14 protein-coding genes and 1 pseudogene are annotated in these 14,909 nt (G+C 60.4%); 6 read left to right on the forward strand and 9 right to left on the reverse strand.

Annotated elements, in window-relative coordinates; all coding sequences use genetic code 11:
• Positions 1-8: 8 nt before the first annotated feature.
• Entirely contained in the window at positions 9-1,244 is a 1,236-nt protein-coding gene (locus JL39_RS07125) for a Zn-dependent hydrolase (RefSeq protein WP_037147808.1), read from the reverse strand.
• Positions 1,241-2,623 (reverse strand): amidohydrolase family protein, encoded by a 1,383-nt coding sequence (locus tag JL39_RS07130; RefSeq protein WP_037147809.1) that lies wholly within the window; start codon positions 2,621-2,623, stop codon positions 1,241-1,243. The genes JL39_RS07125 and JL39_RS07130 overlap by 4 nt, the downstream gene beginning before the upstream one ends.
• 153 nt (positions 2,624-2,776) lie before the next feature.
• Here JL39_RS07130 and JL39_RS07135 point away from each other — a divergent pair, with 153 nt between their 5' ends.
• Complete coding sequence (locus JL39_RS07135; protein ID WP_037147812.1) at positions 2,777-3,979, forward strand: LysR family transcriptional regulator; 1,203 nt, start codon at positions 2,777-2,779, stop codon at positions 3,977-3,979.
• Here the strand turns inward: JL39_RS07135 and JL39_RS07140 are convergent, their stop codons facing one another.
• Both JL39_RS07140 and hemN read right to left on the reverse strand, forming a co-directional pair.
• Positions 3,980-5,164 (reverse strand): cytochrome-c peroxidase, encoded by a 1,185-nt coding sequence (locus tag JL39_RS07140; protein ID WP_152601062.1) that lies wholly within the window; start codon positions 5,162-5,164, stop codon positions 3,980-3,982.
• Between the two features lie 192 nt (positions 5,165-5,356).
• On the reverse strand, positions 5,357-6,709 hold the full coding sequence (gene hemN / locus JL39_RS07145; protein WP_037147814.1) for an oxygen-independent coproporphyrinogen III oxidase: 1,353 nt from the start codon (positions 6,707-6,709) through the stop codon (positions 5,357-5,359).
• A 202-nt stretch (positions 6,710-6,911) separates the two neighbouring features.
• Here hemN and JL39_RS07150 point away from each other — a divergent pair, with 202 nt between their 5' ends.
• The 4 genes from JL39_RS07150 to JL39_RS07165 are packed head-to-tail and all read left to right on the forward strand — an operon-like array spanning position 6,912 to position 9,359.
• A complete protein-coding gene (locus JL39_RS07150) occupies positions 6,912-7,181 on the forward strand; it encodes a DUF2249 domain-containing protein (RefSeq protein WP_037147816.1) in 270 nt (89 codons plus the stop codon).
• 12 nt (positions 7,182-7,193) lie between these two features.
• Positions 7,194-8,549, forward strand: a complete 1,356-nt coding sequence (locus JL39_RS07155; RefSeq protein ID WP_052182716.1) for a hypothetical protein — start codon at positions 7,194-7,196, stop codon at positions 8,547-8,549.
• Complete coding sequence (locus JL39_RS07160; protein WP_037147818.1) at positions 8,549-9,070, forward strand: DUF2249 domain-containing protein; 522 nt, start codon at positions 8,549-8,551, stop codon at positions 9,068-9,070. The genes JL39_RS07155 and JL39_RS07160 overlap by 1 nt, the downstream gene beginning before the upstream one ends.
• Positions 9,063-9,359, forward strand: a complete 297-nt coding sequence (locus JL39_RS07165) for a metal-sulfur cluster assembly factor (RefSeq protein ID WP_037147820.1) — start codon at positions 9,063-9,065, stop codon at positions 9,357-9,359. Before JL39_RS07160 ends, JL39_RS07165 begins: the two co-directional genes overlap by 8 nt.
• Before the next feature lie 32 nt (positions 9,360-9,391).
• On the opposite strand, the pseudogene JL39_RS07170 reads toward JL39_RS07165, so the two are convergent.
• From JL39_RS07170 to nirK, 5 genes and pseudogenes are all read right to left on the reverse strand, one after another.
• A pseudogene (locus tag JL39_RS07170) lies at positions 9,392-9,640 on the reverse strand (ATP-binding protein); the annotation flags it as partial.
• A gap of 295 nt (positions 9,641-9,935) precedes the next feature.
• Positions 9,936-10,382 (reverse strand): pseudoazurin, encoded by a 447-nt coding sequence (locus JL39_RS07175; RefSeq protein WP_037147823.1) that lies wholly within the window; start codon positions 10,380-10,382, stop codon positions 9,936-9,938.
• A 105-nt stretch (positions 10,383-10,487) separates the two neighbouring features.
• Entirely contained in the window at positions 10,488-11,183 is a 696-nt protein-coding gene (locus tag JL39_RS07180; RefSeq protein ID WP_037147826.1) for a Crp/Fnr family transcriptional regulator, read from the reverse strand.
• 154 nt (positions 11,184-11,337) lie between these two features.
• Positions 11,338-12,246, reverse strand: a complete 909-nt coding sequence (locus tag JL39_RS07185; protein ID WP_037147827.1) for an SUMF1/EgtB/PvdO family nonheme iron enzyme — start codon at positions 12,244-12,246, stop codon at positions 11,338-11,340.
• A 94-nt stretch (positions 12,247-12,340) separates the two neighbouring features.
• Entirely contained in the window at positions 12,341-13,474 is a 1,134-nt protein-coding gene (nirK, locus tag JL39_RS07190; protein WP_037147829.1) for a copper-containing nitrite reductase, read from the reverse strand.
• A gap of 181 nt (positions 13,475-13,655) precedes the next feature.
• Here nirK and JL39_RS07195 point away from each other — a divergent pair, with 181 nt between their 5' ends.
• The gene (locus JL39_RS07195) at positions 13,656-14,870 is read left to right on the forward strand and encodes an NnrS family protein (RefSeq protein WP_037147831.1); all 1,215 of its coding nucleotides are present in this window, start codon (positions 13,656-13,658) and stop codon (positions 14,868-14,870) included.
• Positions 14,871-14,909: the final 39 nt, after the last annotated feature.

Genomic DNA, 14,909 nt, shown 5'->3' on the forward strand with positions numbered 1-14,909 from the left:
TTGCTCCTTTATTGCCTGTCCAGCTTGAGGACCGTTTCGTAGAGAACCGCCGCGCCGAGCGCGATATCGTCGTTGTCCGCCCATTCTTCCGGCGCGTGGCTGCGCCCGTCGCGGCAGGCAATGAAGACCATCGCCGCCGGTGCCACCTTGGCCAGAAATGCCGCGTCATGTCCCGCACCGGAGACCATGCGCCGGCTCGACGCATCGAGGCCAGCTGCACTTTCCTCCAGCAATGCAACAACCGAAGCCGCCATCGGCGTCGCCGGGTTGTTCGAGATCCGGCGCGGCGGCGTGATGGTCACCCCGCTCCTTTTCGCTGTCTGCTCGGTCAATGCGGAAACCGCCTCCGAAAAGCTCTCCATCACCGCCGGATCTTCCGCCCGTGCATCGATCAGCATGCGGACATGGGATGGAACGACATTGGCGGCATTCGGCTCCATCGAAAATTCGCCGACCGTGGCCGCGAAATGGCTCGGTCCTTGGGCGAGTTCAGAGGCAATCCGCTCGATGCCGAGCACGACGCGGGAAGCCGCCGTCAGCGCGTCGCGCCGCGCGCCCATCGGCGTCGTACCGGCGTGGTCCGCCCGCCCCTCGACGACGATCTCGATCCGGGTAATGCCGGCAATCGCGGTCACCACGCCGATGTCGATTCTTTCCTTCTCCAGTACCGGCCCCTGCTCGATATGCAGCTCCAGAAAGGTTTTGATGTCCCCTCGCCCGCCGCCAATCGCCGGATCGCCGCCGACCATGCGAATTCCTTCGGCAAGGCTCATGCCGTCCGTTTCCCGTTCCAGCCATTCCGCCGGACGCAGACCGAGCATGCCACGGCTGCCGATGCAGGAAACACCGAAGATCGACACTTCCTCTGCCAGGAAATCGGCGATCTCCAGATCATGCTCCAAAGCGATACCCGCCTCATCGAGCGATCGAGCGACTTCCAGAGCCGCAACGACACCCGCAATCCCGTCGAAGCGGCCGCCATTCGGCACGGTATCGGAATGCGAGCCCAGCATGATCGTGCCTTTGGAACCCGCACCTTTGCGGAAACCAATCAGATTACCTGCCGCATCGATGCGTGTCGCAAGCCCGGCCTCCTTGAAGCGACGCTCCAGATAGGCTCGGCCCTTCAGGAACATCGGCGTGAAGGCGCGCCGCGTCCAGGGCCGGTCCGGCTCGGTGATCGCTGCCAAGGCATCGATATCCGCCGCAATCCGGTCTGCCTTGACAGGAAGATTGCGCGTCATACTGAAAGCCCCTGAAGCGGCAGGCTCGCCAGCGGCCGCACGAAATTGCCATTGCCCGGCTCGGCGAGAACCTTCGAACCATCGTAGGCAAGCTTGCCACGCAGATAGGTCGCCGCCACCTTGTAGGGTAGCGTCATGCCGTCATAGGGCGACCAGCCGACCACGTTGTTGCCGGTCCTGGAAGCGTCGAAGACATGGCGTTCCGGCGTCAGAACGGCGATATCCGCATGCTTGCCGACTTCCAGAGCGCCCTTGATGTGGTCGATGCGGAAATGCCTCGCCGGGTTGAGCGCCATCAGCCGTGCTGCCCAGGTGAGCGGCACACCGCGCTCGAGCGCGCCCTTGACGAAGAGAGGCACCATGGCTTCCAGCCCCGGCAGACCGGAGGCATTCGCCAGCATGTCAGGATTGGTCTTGCGGTCGAGCGACCAGCTCACATGGTCGGTCGAAAGCAGCGTCACGTTGCCGGCCGCGATATGCCGCCAGAGCCTTTCCACTTCGGCTCGCGGCCGGATCGGCGGATTGCATTTGGAGCGGCCTCCAAGCCTTTTCGCATCCGTCTCGCTGTCGAGCGTCAGATAGTGGATCAGGCATTCCACCGTTGCCCGATGACCCTGTGCGCGATAGGCCGCGGCGATCTCGTAGCCGCGGCCGAGCGAGCAATGCACCACATGCGCCGGGCAGCCTGTCGCGGCGCCGATCTCGTAGATTTCCACCATGGCGAGCAGTTCGGTGAGCGGCGGGCGGGACATTTCATGCGCCCGGTAGTCGGTGATGCCGGAAGCCTTCACCTTCTCCATTGCGGCCCGCACATATTCGTCGTTCTCGTTGTGAACGCCGGCCGTCAAGCCAGTCGGTGCGATAGAGGCAAAGCATTCCGCCATCAGCGGTGCGGGAATGCGCGGAAAACGCTTCGGATCGGTGCCGAAGGTGGAGAATTTGAAAGCGGCAACGCCGGCTTCCACCTGTTCGGGAATGCGCTTGGCGCCCTCCGCCGGATCGATCGTGCCGTAGAGCGCGAAATCGACGCGTGCCTGGCTTTCCCCATGCGCCGCCTTGCCGCGCACGGCCTCCGCGGAACAAATGAGATTGCCCTCGTCATAGGGCATGTCGACGATGGTCGTAACGCCGCCGGCCGCCGCCGCGCGCGTCGACCAGATGAAATCCTCCTGGTTCTTCTGCGAAAGCGAATGGACCTGCGCATCAATCGCGCCCGGCAGGATCAGCGCTTTACCAAGATCGTGGCGCTCTTTCGCAGCCGGCATATCACCCTGCCCAACGGCCGCCACCAATCCGTCGCGAATGGCGACATGCCCCTCCGGAACCAGGCTATCCGGCAGCACCAGCGTGCCCTTCAGAACAAGATCGAAATCCGCCATGGATCATGTCTCCCCGGTTGATGCACTGCCCGCCGTTCGGCCTGCGATGGATGTCACGATAGGGGAATTTGCAGAGCCGAGGGATATCCCATATCGTGAACGAATTATACCGAGCCTGCCCATCTCACAGAGTAGCTGCGGAAAGTTTGAGCAATGGACATCGCCACTCTTCTGATGGCTCACTACGCGCTTTCGTTGGGCAGCCTGAGGGGCGCTGCCCGCGCCTTGGGGCGACCGGTCGCCAGCGTCTCTGCCGCCTTGGCCCGTTTACAGTCACATATAGCAACGCCGCTGACGACGACCACCGGCAACCGCATCCTGCCGACACTGGAAGGCCGCCGCCTTGCCCCTGACCTCCGCCACGCCGCCGATCTCATTCTGGATCTGGCAACACTTTCCAAAATGCCGGACGAGGCGCCGGTCGAGCAGCATGCCGCCCGCATGTCGGTCTCGCTGTTGGCGCTGTCGCGCCTCCTCGTCGTTGCCCGGACAGGCAGCATCCGCAGTGCCGCCATGGAGATCGGCATTGGCCAGCCGCAATTGACGCGTCAGTTGAAGAGCCTTGAGCAGGATATAGGCGCCGCACTCCTCGATCGCACCGCGTCGGGCGCCGTACCGACGGAGGCAGGCAAAGGAATTCTGATCCTCGCCGAAGAGTTGGAAACGATCTGGCTGAGGATTTCCGACCATGCCGGAGAGCGTTTCCGCCGAACGAGCCGGATGATCAATCTCGGTTCCGTCGCTCCGTTGGGTCGCGAAAGCCGGATCGCAAAAATCCTGGCTTTCCTTGCTGCCGGATGGCCGCTGCGCCAGCCGCATAATCCGCTCTATATCTCCAGCACCAACGCCGAGGAGCTTCTGTCCGGCCTCAACAGTCGGCAATACGACATCGTCTTTCTGGATACTGTCGATGTGCCGGCAGGCATCGACCACCGCGTGGTCTCGCGTTCAGGTCTTTCCGTCGTTGGCTCGGCGAAGGCGATCGAGGCTCAGCGGCACGATCTGAAACGTCTTCTGATCAACACGCCGCTTGCTCTTCCCAGTCTCAAGAGCGGTCTGCGCCAGAAATTCGTATCGCTGAGCGAGGATATACTGCGGCCCGAGGAGCGGTCGCGCCTGTCCTTCGTGGAGATCGATTCCATCCCCGTCATCGCAAATCTCGTGATCGAGCACGGCTACATCGCGCTCCTGCCGCAATGGGCGATCTCCGGCCTTGATGACAAGATGGAAGCGATCCCCCTTCCCCAAACCTACGATATGCAGCTCTCGCTTGCCTGGAAGAAAAACGCGCGATCGGAAAATGTCGCCAGCCTCGTTCAGCGGATCCTGGCTGATGGTGGCCTCATGGAAGCCTGATCATTGTTTAAGCTTCTCTTGTGTGAGGAGAGGCTCATACCGCCGGTCCGTCAATGTCTTCAGAAATGCGACGATCGCATCGACCCGCTTGTCGTCCAGCGCCGGACCGGCCGTCAATTGCTCCATGGCCAGATTGTCCGGCACTTCGGGCGCATCCCATTCCTGCCCCGTCTCGGGATTGATCTGGCGGCTCTTCTTGATGCTGTTGTATTTTACGTAAAAGAGGACGACGCTCCGCAGATCCCTGAAGACGCCATTGTGCATATAGGGTCCCGTCACCGCCACGTTCCGCAAGCTCGGGACCTTGAATTTTCCGCGAGCGATCGGCTCTCCCGCAACCAGCGGGTTCTCGGCGAGACCGAGGTCGGGTTTGGCCGCCCCTGCTGTACCGGCAGCAAGACGAGGATTGGCGGGAACGCCGATATTGAAATACTTGTGGTTCGTGAAGACTGCGTCCTTCAGGCCGTTCGGCCCACGCACCTCATGGCAGATGCTGCAATTGGTGAACTGCTGCGAGAAGAAAAGGACCCTCCCCAGTTCCTCCTGGTCCGTCAGTTTTTCTTCGCCTCCGAGATAACGATCATATCTGGAATCGAAAGAGCTGAACTCCGGCCCGCGTTCATATTCGGCCAGCGCGTTGACCATCGCCGAATAGGCGGTCTCGTCATCCTGAAACACGTTCCGGCCGTAGAGGACACGAAACGACCGGTCGTATGAAGGGTCCTCGCGAAGCCGCGAAATGACGGCGGCCTTGTCGGGCATTCCCATCTCGACGGGATTCAGCGGCGGACCGCCCGCCTGATCCTCGAGCGTCCGTGCACGACCATCCCAGAAGAATCCTCCGCGATATTCGCCGTCGCTCCCCTTTGAGAATGGAGGTGTCAGCGCAGCATATCCGGCAGTCGGTGCGTTACGACCTCCGAGTGACTGCCCGTCATCCCCAAGCGAGACATCGCTGCCCACAAGATCCGTCTGCCGCGCATCCACAAAGCCCGCACCCGGCGCATGGCATGTAGAGCACGACTGGCTCCTGTTTTTCGAGAGATTGGGGTCGTGGAACAAGGCCTCGCCGAGCGCGATCTTGCCGGGATATGCCTCGCCGCCATCCGCAAGAGAGCCTCCCGAAGGCGCCAAAAGCAAACCGAGCCCTGCCAGAACAGCCATAAGAAGAAGAGGATGACGCATCAGGAAACTCGTATCAGAATTCTATCCATCCCGTCGGCGATGACTGCCGGTCGGCCGATGGCAGGCTCGTCCTTGATACAATGCAACGGGACGAACAATGCCGTGGTAAAATGCCGCGATTAAGATGATCCCGTGCATCAACTTTGCAAGCGAGCAAGGGGACAGCCTATGGCGCCTCGACAAGAAGGCAGTTCAGGCCGCCTTGCTGAACGACCGACCGCTCTTGTTCAGATAGGCATCGAATGCGGAAGCCGCGGCCCGCACGATGAAACGGTGCTCTTCCGAGACCCTGACAAATCCACCTTCACGCTCGATCAACCCGTCTCGCTCCAGTTCGTTGAGCCGATCGTTGCCGCTTAAGAGGAGATCTGCGTCAAATCCGTGCGCCGTCGCGAGCGCAGCCACGTCCACCGCAAAGTCACACATCAGCCTTTCGATGATTTCACCGCGCAGTCGGTCCTCCGGCGTGAGGTGGTAACCCTTGGCGACGGGCAATTCACCCTTTGACACGCGGGTTGCGTAAAGGCCCGGCGGCACCTCGTTCTGAATATATCCCTGGGGCAGCTTGCCGATCGAAGACGCTCCCAATCCTATCAGGGCCTCGCAGGCGTCTGTCGTATACCCCTGGAAGTTCCTGTGCAGCCGGCCCTCGGTCTGCGCCAGCGCGAGGTCGTCGCCCGGCAGCGCGAAATGGTCGAGGCCGATCCGGACATATCCCGCCGCCACCAGAGCCTCGGCAATCGCTTCCGCCTGCAATGCTCGCTCCCGCACGTCGGGAAGTGTCGCCTCATCGATCAGACGCTGATGCTTCTTGAAGCTTGGAATATGTGCATATCCGAAAACGGCAAGACGATCCGGCCGCATGCGGATGGCTGCCTCGACGGTACTGACGCAGGATTCGACCGTCTGATGGGGAAGACCATAGATGAGGTCGAAATTGATGGCATTGATGCCGTTGTGCCGAAGGTGCTCCACCGTCGCCATCGTCGTTTCCACGCTTTGAATACGATTGATCGCCTTCTGGACCTTCGGATCGAAACTCTGCACGCCAAGACTCGCCCGGGTGACACCGGACGCTCCGAGCGCCACCGCCATTTCACCGGTCAATGTTCGCGGATCGATTTCGACGGCGGCATTGACCGCCTCTGCAAAACCAAGTCGGTCGCGAAACGCATCCATCAGCGCGATGAACTCATCCGGCTTGATAATGGTAGGCGTGCCGCCGCCAAAGTGAATTTCCCCGACACTGAAGCAGCCGTTTCTGGCGGATCCCAGAAGTTCGATCTCCCGGTGCAATGTCTCGATATAGTCGAGAATTGGCCTGTCGCGTTCGGTGATCGTCGTATGACAGCCGCAGTACCAGCACATGGACCGACAGAAAGGGATGTGGATGTAGAGCGACGTAGACTGTCTTTCGGGCAACGCCTTGAGCCAGGAAGGGTAGGCAACGGCGTCGAAATCCGCAGTGAAGTTGGGAGCCGTCGGATAGCTCGTATAACGCGGAAGTCGCGCATCGCCATATTTTTCAATGATCGCTTCTGACATGTCTGGCACCTTTCCAAGTCATTCGTGGAAGCGTTTACCGGACCGATGCCGCTCGCTCTTTGTGCGAAATCAAGGCTCTTTTCGATTTTTGTAAAATGTTTGTCCCGCCACAAATTTCCCTGTCCGCGCCGCTGCTAAATCTTGAACGCGGCCGGGATCGGCCAGGCCGCCACGACAGTTTTGAAAGGCCAAGGACAACGCAATGTCGGATATTGAGATACCCTCCATCGACGTCAGGACGCTCGCCCCTGCCGAACGCCACCCGAAAATCTTCGGCGTGCTCACCTCGCTCGCCCCTGGCGGCATCATGCATGTCATGAGCGACCATGACCCGCGGCCTTTGCATTATCAGATCGAGAGCCGGTATCCAGAACAGTTCGACTGGCAATACCTTGAACAGGGGCCGGATGTCTGGCGCGTCGAGATTCAAAGAGCCAAAGGCTCCGGCTGCGACTGCTGCTGTGGTCATTGAGAGATCAAAGCCATGCCCGGCGCCACCATTTCCCGCTGGACGATGTCTTATTTCGCAGCGGCATTGATCTGTCTGGTCGCCGAGCTGGCCTTGACCGCCTCGGGCTTCGGCTATCCGTCAGTCCCTATCGAGGCTCCGGAATCACTGGTGATTATTCATCTCATCGCGATTGGCTGGCTTGGTCTCCTGTTTGCCGGATCGCTGCTTCAATTCGTGCCGGTGCTTGCCTCCCGGCAATTGCAGTCGCCCCAACTCGCCCTGCCCACCTTGCTTTTGACCATCGGCGGGCTTCTTCTGCTGCTGACCGGATTTCTCGGGCTGGCCGACATCCTACCCTTCCGGGCATGGGCGCTCCCGCTTGGAGGTGTCCTTCTGACGTTTGCTTTCGCAAGCCTCTGCTGGATGGTGATCGGCACGCTCGTCACAAACCGACCGCTCTCCCTGCCGGCAAAGTTCGTCGCGCTTGGCTGCGCGCCGCTGATCGGCGTCGCTGTTATGGGATTGCTCTTCACCCTTCCGCTTTCGGGCTTGTCCGATAATCCATATCTCGTCCGGCTGGTGCTGAAAGCCCCACCGGCCCACGCCTATCTTGGCCTCATGGGCTGGATGACCGTCACCGCTGTCGGGGTCAGCTACCGTCTCCTGGCGATGTTCCTGCTGTCGCCCGAGAAGGTCCGCAACACAAGTCGCGCGGCCGCCTGGTTGATGGTCGCGGCTCTTTCGGCGGTGATGTATGATATCGTCGTCGTGGGAGCCGGAGCGGGGGGAAAGTGGCCGTCCGATGTGGCCGTGGCGATCGGAGGAATAGCTATCCTGCTCTACGCGATAGATATCTATTCCATTTTCAAGGAACGGAAGCGAAAGTCCGCGGAACTGAACGTGCTTTCGAGCCTGGTGGCCGTCGCCATGCTGGTTATTTCCTTCATTCTCTTCGGTGTCTCGATTGTGCTCGGCAACTCGGCGGATATGGCGATCCCGGCTGCCTATCTGTTCACCTTCGGCTGGCTGACGGGCCTGGGCCTTGGGCAGCTCTACAAGATCGTCGCGTTCATGACCTGGCTGGAGTTCTACGGTCCCGTCCTCGGCCGGACCGCCGTGCCGCGCGTTCAGGACCTCGTCAACGAACGACGCGCATCGGTATGGTTCCTGCTCTACTTCGGCGCGACAACCATAGCGACCATCGCTTTGATTCATGATGTGCCGGACGTTTTCAGATGGGTTACAATTGCCCAATTGATGGCCGTCTGCGCTCTTGCATTTGAATTCATCCAGGCCCGCCGCCTTGCCTTGGTCCCGGCCTCAACCAAACTGCCGACCGGTAACGCCCTATCTCGGCTGTTTTTACCAAGCTTCAACGGGAGGTCATAATGCCCCATGAATTCCAAGAACTCGATGTGAGATCGATCCTGCAGAACGGCGGCGAGCCGTTCGAAGAAATCATGCGCGCCGTCGGCGCATTGCACCCGGGTCAAGGCCTCAGGCTATTTGCCCCGTTCAGACCACAGCCGCTCTTTCGTGTCATGGACAGCAAGGGTTTCGACCATGAAGTTGTCGAGCTCGACAACGGAGATTTCGAGGTCCGCTTTGTCCCGCGCATGGGAGAGGAGGTGGCAATCTCCGAGAACGCGGTCTCGCCGGAACTCTGGGCGGAACCCTCCGTTGATCTGGATCTGTCCGATCTCGATCCTCCCGAGCCGATGCAGCGGATTCTCTCGGAGGCCGAAGCGCTGAACCCGGGTGAAGTCATCTTCGCCGTGCTCTCACGGGAGCCGGTCTTCCTGTTTCCGGAGCTTACGCGCCGGGGCCACCAATGGGTGGGCAATTTCGATCGGGACGGCAGCGCCTACCGGATCATGATCCGCATAGGCACTGGAGCGACCAATGCGTGAGGCATTTCAGCAGGCGGAGGTGATCGAGCGGATCAGGCAACAGCTCTCATCGGTCATCGATCCGGAGATTGGGCGTGGTATCGTCGAAATGGGCCTGATCTACCTGATTGAGGCAGGCCCTGCCGGCGATGTTCACATCATGATGACCACCACGACAAAAGGCTGCCCAGCTTCCGCCTTTTTGGCCGATGCCGTCCGCGCTTGCGCCGGATCGGTCATCGGCGTGACGAACGTCGACGTGGAGTTGACCTATGATCCTCCGTGGAATCCTTCGATGATGGCGCCATGACGCTCCCGAGCCCGACGCACGGACATCGTGTTTCATCCGTCCGTATCATGATATTCGCCGGCAAGCATGGGAAGAGTGAACCGGAAGCTTGCTCCTCCGGCGGCGTTTCTCGCAACCGATATCTCGCCACCATCCGCCTCGATGATCCTCCTGGATATCGACAGGCCTATTCCCATCCCTCCTGCCTTGGTCGTGACGAAAGGACTGAAGAGTTGCGAGGCGATTTCATCTGAAATTCCCAGTCCCGTATCGTCAATCTGAACGACGATCTCATCCGCACCGGTGGATACCCTGTAATGCAGGGCGCAGAGCAAAGTCTATGGACACCGCCATGACCGCCAGAGCATAGCCATGCCGGTCGGAAAGCGGATGCTTGATGAACGCATGCAGGGTTCGACCCAAGCACTCCGAAAAATTCGCTCGCAGGCATGAGATGAGCCCGCCTGATTGCCTGTGAAGCGGGTTCAGCTTACCGACTGCGTATCCGACAGGCCCGGACATTTTACGCACGCACCGTAAGCTTTCACCGACGACGGCTGAGGAGGAGAGCGCAGCCGCCGTCGGTACGCTGCCGGCTTACACACCAGCTGCAGCGATGTCCGCGTCCAGACGCTCACGTGCCTTTTTCGGCAGCTTGGCCGCCTTGATCGCATCGAGATTGGCCGGTGTGTCGCCCACGACGATCAGACCGATCATTCCCATGCCGACATGCGGGGAGCATTTAACGGCATAGGCGCCTTCGACATCGAAGGTGACTTTGACACTCTCGTTCATCTTGCCCTTGAAGGGCGTTGCACCATCCGGAATGAGACCATTGATGGTCTCGGCATTATGGGATTTGTCCGTCGGGACGAAGGTCACGGTATCGCCCTTGGCAATCTTCAGCGAGCTCGGCTCGAACACCATCACGCCGTCCTTGCCCTTGTTGAGCATGTGGACCTCAAAATCGGCGGCGGAAGCGAGGGTTCCGCACCCTGCGGCGATGATCGTCGCACCGATCAGAGAAACTAAAATATTCTTCATTGTCTTGCTCCTTTCGAGAGGCCTCGTGCCTCTGTTGGAGCCACTCTATCGCGTAGACGGAAGCGTTCTTTGACGCACCGCAAATTTCATACCGACTCCCTCACGCTATTCTTTGGCGCTTTCTGCCAGTGCGAGCAGACCCTCGGCATCCTTTACCAGAAGCTTCTGGCGTCCGCCTTCGACAAGGCCCTTCGCCTCCCATGCACTCATGATCCGGGATACGGTGTGGAGCGTGGTGCCCGTCATCTCGGCGATATCCTGCCGGGAGATGGGAAAGTCGATTCGCACGGCGCCCCCTTCCTTCCTGCCTGCCTGCTTGACGAGCCTCAGAACTGCATGAGCCACCCGCCGTTCGACCTCCTGGGTGGATATCTCCCGAATGCGGGCATGGGCCTCCTCTAGGCGCTGCCCGATCGTCTGCATCGCAGTGACGGCAAGGCGCGGATTCCGATCGACGAACTGGGGCCATAGCTCCGTGGGCCAGGAAAGCGCAATACTTTCGGCGACGGCGGTCGCAGTACCCGGGTAATCGGTGCGCAGAAGCGCTTTGGCAAAGCCGAAAAGGTCGCCGGGATGGACGACGCGAACGATGATCTGCTGGCCGTCCTCGGTGACCTGCGTGACTTTCAGCCGACCGTGCAGAAGAAGATAGAAATGCATCGCAGCCGCTCCCTGTTCGAAGACGGCTTCACCGGCCGGCACCCTGCGGGGGACCGCATGAGCCAGAAGGGCTTCCGTGTCGGCATCCTCCATCTTCTCGAATAGGGGGAAGGTTCGGACGAGGCTTTTGTCGATCTTCAACGGCGTGCGCTCCTGTAGCGGACCCTTGTTTCCGACATTTGCTCAGGAGCCGCGGCATCTGGATGCAAATATCGGAATCGGACCACTCGTTTCGGAGCGACCTTAGCACAACCCAGGGCGAGATCGAAGGCACGGCATTGCCGCGCATGCGCATTCAGGCGATCCAACCTGTATCGCGCAGCTTCCGCAGCAAAGGCGCATACCACCGAGTCGATTTGACAAGACGGAAGCCGAGATTGTCGGGCGGAGTTCCGACCGAGCATCCCCCGCCTTTCGGATCGCGGATGAAGGAACTCACCGGTGAACGATGGCCGGCGACCGTGACATACACGCCGCATATCGCCTCCGAGGCGCGGACCGACCCGTTTTTGTAGAGATGCACGCGTCGGTGGCAGGTGGATGTCCACTCCCAAACATTCCCGCCGAAATCGGCCAGACCGAATTCGTTTTCCCCGAAACTGCCGATCGGACGCGGCACGGGATCGCGCTTGGATCTTTCCCGCGCCTCGCGTTCGTAGTCGGCGAGCCAGCGGATCGCGGGATTCTTGTTGTCGGGATCCAGCCCCAGTGCATCATCGGGAAAGCGCTTGCCGGCGGCCTGCGCAAGCTGCTCATCGGTGGGAAGTGTCCAGTAATCGCCGGTCTTGTCGGATAACCAGCGGGCATAGGCCACTGCATCGTCGAAGCTGACGCCGGTCACGGGGATCTCGACACCGGTGGCCGGCGGCGCATCGGCTGGGGCACAGCCGCCATCGAGCACGCAGGCGGCATATTGCGATGCTGTGACCTGATATTTCGTGATGGTGAGGTTATCAGCAGCAACCACGGCCTTCATCGGCGCATCGACCGGCGCCGTACCCTTCACGAATTCGCCGTCGCTTCTGTATTTATAGGCGCGCGGCGGCACGACAACCGTTTGCGGCTCAAAGTCCGCGCTCGTTGGGGGGGATGGTTCGAAGAACCCCGCCTGCTGGAATATACCCACGGACAAAGCGGCGATCAGCGTGATCGGAAGAGCGGTACGGAAGAGCGAGTTTTTTGGCTTTTGGTTCGTGCATGACATGTTCGCCTCCTCGGGCGAAACTGTCGCTTCCGGAGGAAGCGCGTCTGTTTGAGGGACATGCGGGGGAGGCATCACCCTGCCCCGCATGTCGAAATCAGCTTCCGGTCGGAGCGACGACCGAAGTCATCAGATCGTCGTTCCAGTCGCCGGTGACCTTGAAGTGTGCCGCCGCGCCCAGCTCGAAGGCCTCGATCAGGTTATGGTTGACATAGGCATAGATGCCGGGCTGTTCGAAGGTGTAGAACGCCGCACCGGCCGTGCCGCCCGGAATGAACCAGGTTTCCTGATCCCGATCGGGGATATTGTTGAACTTGCCGGTTGCCCAGACATAGTCGCCGTGTCCGCCGATGAGGTGCGGGCGGGTATCGCGATTGGCCTGCGAATGGACGATCAGCACTTTTTCCCCGACCGCAGCGGTCAGAGCATTTTCACCGGTCAGGGCGCCGACCGCACCGTTGAAGACGATATGGGTCGGCGTGAGGCTCCGCATGACCTTGAGCGTATCCTCAAAGGCTTCGCCGGCGCTGTCGTATTTCTTGAAGTTACCGGCTTCGTCGCGCGGGACGTAGAAGTCCTGTTCGCCGACGTAGTAGACCTTGTCGTAGACGAGCTCCTTGCCGTGGCCGTCGGTCAGGCCCTCGCGGGGCAGGACCATGATCGCGCCGTTCATGCCCGATGTGACATGCCACGGCACCATTCCGGGAGGTGCGCAATGGTAGACGAAGACGCCGGCCTTGGTCGCCTTGAAACGCAGGACTGCCTTTTCACCGGGGTTGACGATGGTCAGCGCGCCGCCGCCCAGGGCACCCGTCGCCGAATGGAAGTCGATGTTGTGTTGCAGTTCGTTCGTTTCAGGATTGATCAGCGTCACCTCGACATAGTCGCCCTGATGCACCACCATCAACGGTCCCGGAACCGATCCGTCGAAGGTCATGGCATTGATCTCCGCGCCTTCCTTGTCGATCACCATCTTCTTCTCCTGGATCGTCAGGGTGAATTCGACGATCTTCGGCGGGCCATCTGCCTTCTGGGTGTGGGCGTGCACGAACGGCGGCTTGACGAGATCGACCTTCACCCGGCGCAGCGCCGAAAGGTCGGTCGGGTTCATCTTGGCCGGCGGGGTCTCATCCGCATTCGCGAAAGAAGCCTGTACGATCGGAGTCATGGCCCCCACGAAGGCGGCCCCTGCCAAAATCGAGCGTCTGGTCATCTGCAATTTGTCAGTCATGGTGCCTCTCCTTTGAAGCAAAGGACGGGGTTGATCGCCGTCCTGTTGAAAGAGAGGCTAAGATGGGTCCTGCATCTCTTCTTTGATGTGCAACAAACTTTCCCTTGTTTGCTTGCGTCTTCGCAAAGACCGGAAAACAAAGGTGGGAGATAGATCAGGCATCGATTGAAGGAATTTCGCCATGACTGATCTTTCCTCCCAGCAAGCTCGCCGCGGAGGTATCCCGCGCGGCCTGTCGCCGACCGCCCCCGTGATTTTCTCCTATGGCTTCAGGCCGTTCTTCCTCTCGGCGGCGCTCTGGGCGGTCGCAGCGATGTTCTTATGGATAGCAAGCCTGGGTGGGGTGATCGAGGTGGCGTCGTCCTATGGCACTGTCCATTGGCACGCGCATGAGATGCTGTTCGGCTATGCAAGCGCCGTGCTTGCCGGTTTCCTGTTGACGGCGGTTCCCAATTGGACCGGCAGGCTGCCCGTCTCCGGCTGGCCGCTTGTCTTTCTCTTTCTCGTCTGGGTCGCCGGCAGGTTGGGCTTCCTGCTCGCCGACACCGTTGGCGTTATGGCAGCCATCCTGGCCGATGGTGCCTTCCTGCCTCTCCTCCTCTTCATCTGCGTGCGTGAAGTTGTCGCCGGGAAGAAATGGAAGGATCTGAAGGTTATCGGTGGTTTGCTGGCACTCTCCACTGCAAACATCCTGTTCCATCTCGACGCAGCGGCCGGACAGCACCCTTCCGTCGGAATCAAGCTTGCACTATCGGCCTATGTCTCGATGATCCTCGTCGTGGGCGGGCGAATCATCCCCAGTTTCACCCGCAACTGGATCAACAAGACGGGTCGGACGGATTTCCCCGTCGCCTACAATCACTTCGATACTGCTGCAATCTTGTGCGGAGTGGCCGCGTTGGCGAGTTGGGTGGTTCTGGGCGATGGTCCGGTTGTCGCAGCAGCCGCGGGGTTTGCGGCGGTGATGCACGCGGCAAGGCTTGGACGCTGGCGGGGATGGACGACGACCGCGGAAATGCTGGTGGCGATCCTTCACATCGCCTATCTCTTCGTGCCGCTGGGGTTCGCCGCCATCGCGATCGCCGCCCTCGGTCTCTTCGACGAGACTTCCGCAATTCACGTGCTGAGCGTCGGAACCGTGGCAACCATGATGCTGGCCGTCATGACCAGGGCGAGCCGGGGCCATACCGGGCGGGTATTGACGGCCTCGCGGACGACCATCGCATCCTACGGAGCAATCGTGCTAAGCGCGCTTTTGAGACCGAGTGCTGCGTTTTTCCCGGAACACCTTAGCACGGTCTACGCACTGGCCGGCCTGGCCTGGTTGATCTCGTTCGGCCTGTTCGTTCTTGAATACGCGCCGATGCTGGCCCGGGTCCGCCGGAAACCGTTATAGGCCGCCACATTCATCACCTCTCCACCTGTCCATCTTCTC

It is taken from the genome of Rhizobium sp. YS-1r, from assembly GCF_000757525.1.
Classification (GTDB): Bacteria; Pseudomonadota; Alphaproteobacteria; order Rhizobiales; family Rhizobiaceae; genus Neorhizobium; species Neorhizobium petrolearium.

Bases quoted from the DNA above. Each gene is read 5' to 3' on its own strand.
- JL39_RS07125 (WP_037147808.1), bottom strand. From the start codon at position 1,244: ATGACGCGCAATCTTCCTGTCAAGGCAGACCGGATTGCGGCGGATATC.
- JL39_RS07130 (WP_037147809.1), bottom strand. From the start codon at position 2,623: ATGGCGGATTTCGATCTTGTTCTGAAGGGCACGCTGGTGCTGCCGGAT.
- JL39_RS07135 (WP_037147812.1), top strand. From the start codon at position 2,777: ATGGACATCGCCACTCTTCTGATGGCTCACTACGCGCTTTCGTTGGGC.
- JL39_RS07140 (WP_152601062.1), bottom strand. From the start codon at position 5,164: ATGCGTCATCCTCTTCTTCTTATGGCTGTTCTGGCAGGGCTCGGTTTG.
- hemN (WP_037147814.1), bottom strand. From the start codon at position 6,709: ATGTCAGAAGCGATCATTGAAAAATATGGCGATGCGCGACTTCCGCGT.
- JL39_RS07150 (WP_037147816.1), top strand. From the start codon at position 6,912: ATGTCGGATATTGAGATACCCTCCATCGACGTCAGGACGCTCGCCCCT.
- JL39_RS07155 (WP_052182716.1), top strand. From the start codon at position 7,194: ATGCCCGGCGCCACCATTTCCCGCTGGACGATGTCTTATTTCGCAGCG.
- JL39_RS07160 (WP_037147818.1), top strand. From the start codon at position 8,549: ATGCCCCATGAATTCCAAGAACTCGATGTGAGATCGATCCTGCAGAAC.
- JL39_RS07165 (WP_037147820.1), top strand. From the start codon at position 9,063: ATGCGTGAGGCATTTCAGCAGGCGGAGGTGATCGAGCGGATCAGGCAA.
- JL39_RS07175 (WP_037147823.1), bottom strand. From the start codon at position 10,382: ATGAAGAATATTTTAGTTTCTCTGATCGGTGCGACGATCATCGCCGCA.
- JL39_RS07185 (WP_037147827.1), bottom strand. From the start codon at position 12,246: ATGTCATGCACGAACCAAAAGCCAAAAAACTCGCTCTTCCGTACCGCT.
- nirK (WP_037147829.1), bottom strand. From the start codon at position 13,474: ATGACTGACAAATTGCAGATGACCAGACGCTCGATTTTGGCAGGGGCC.
- JL39_RS07195 (WP_037147831.1), top strand. From the start codon at position 13,656: ATGACTGATCTTTCCTCCCAGCAAGCTCGCCGCGGAGGTATCCCGCGC.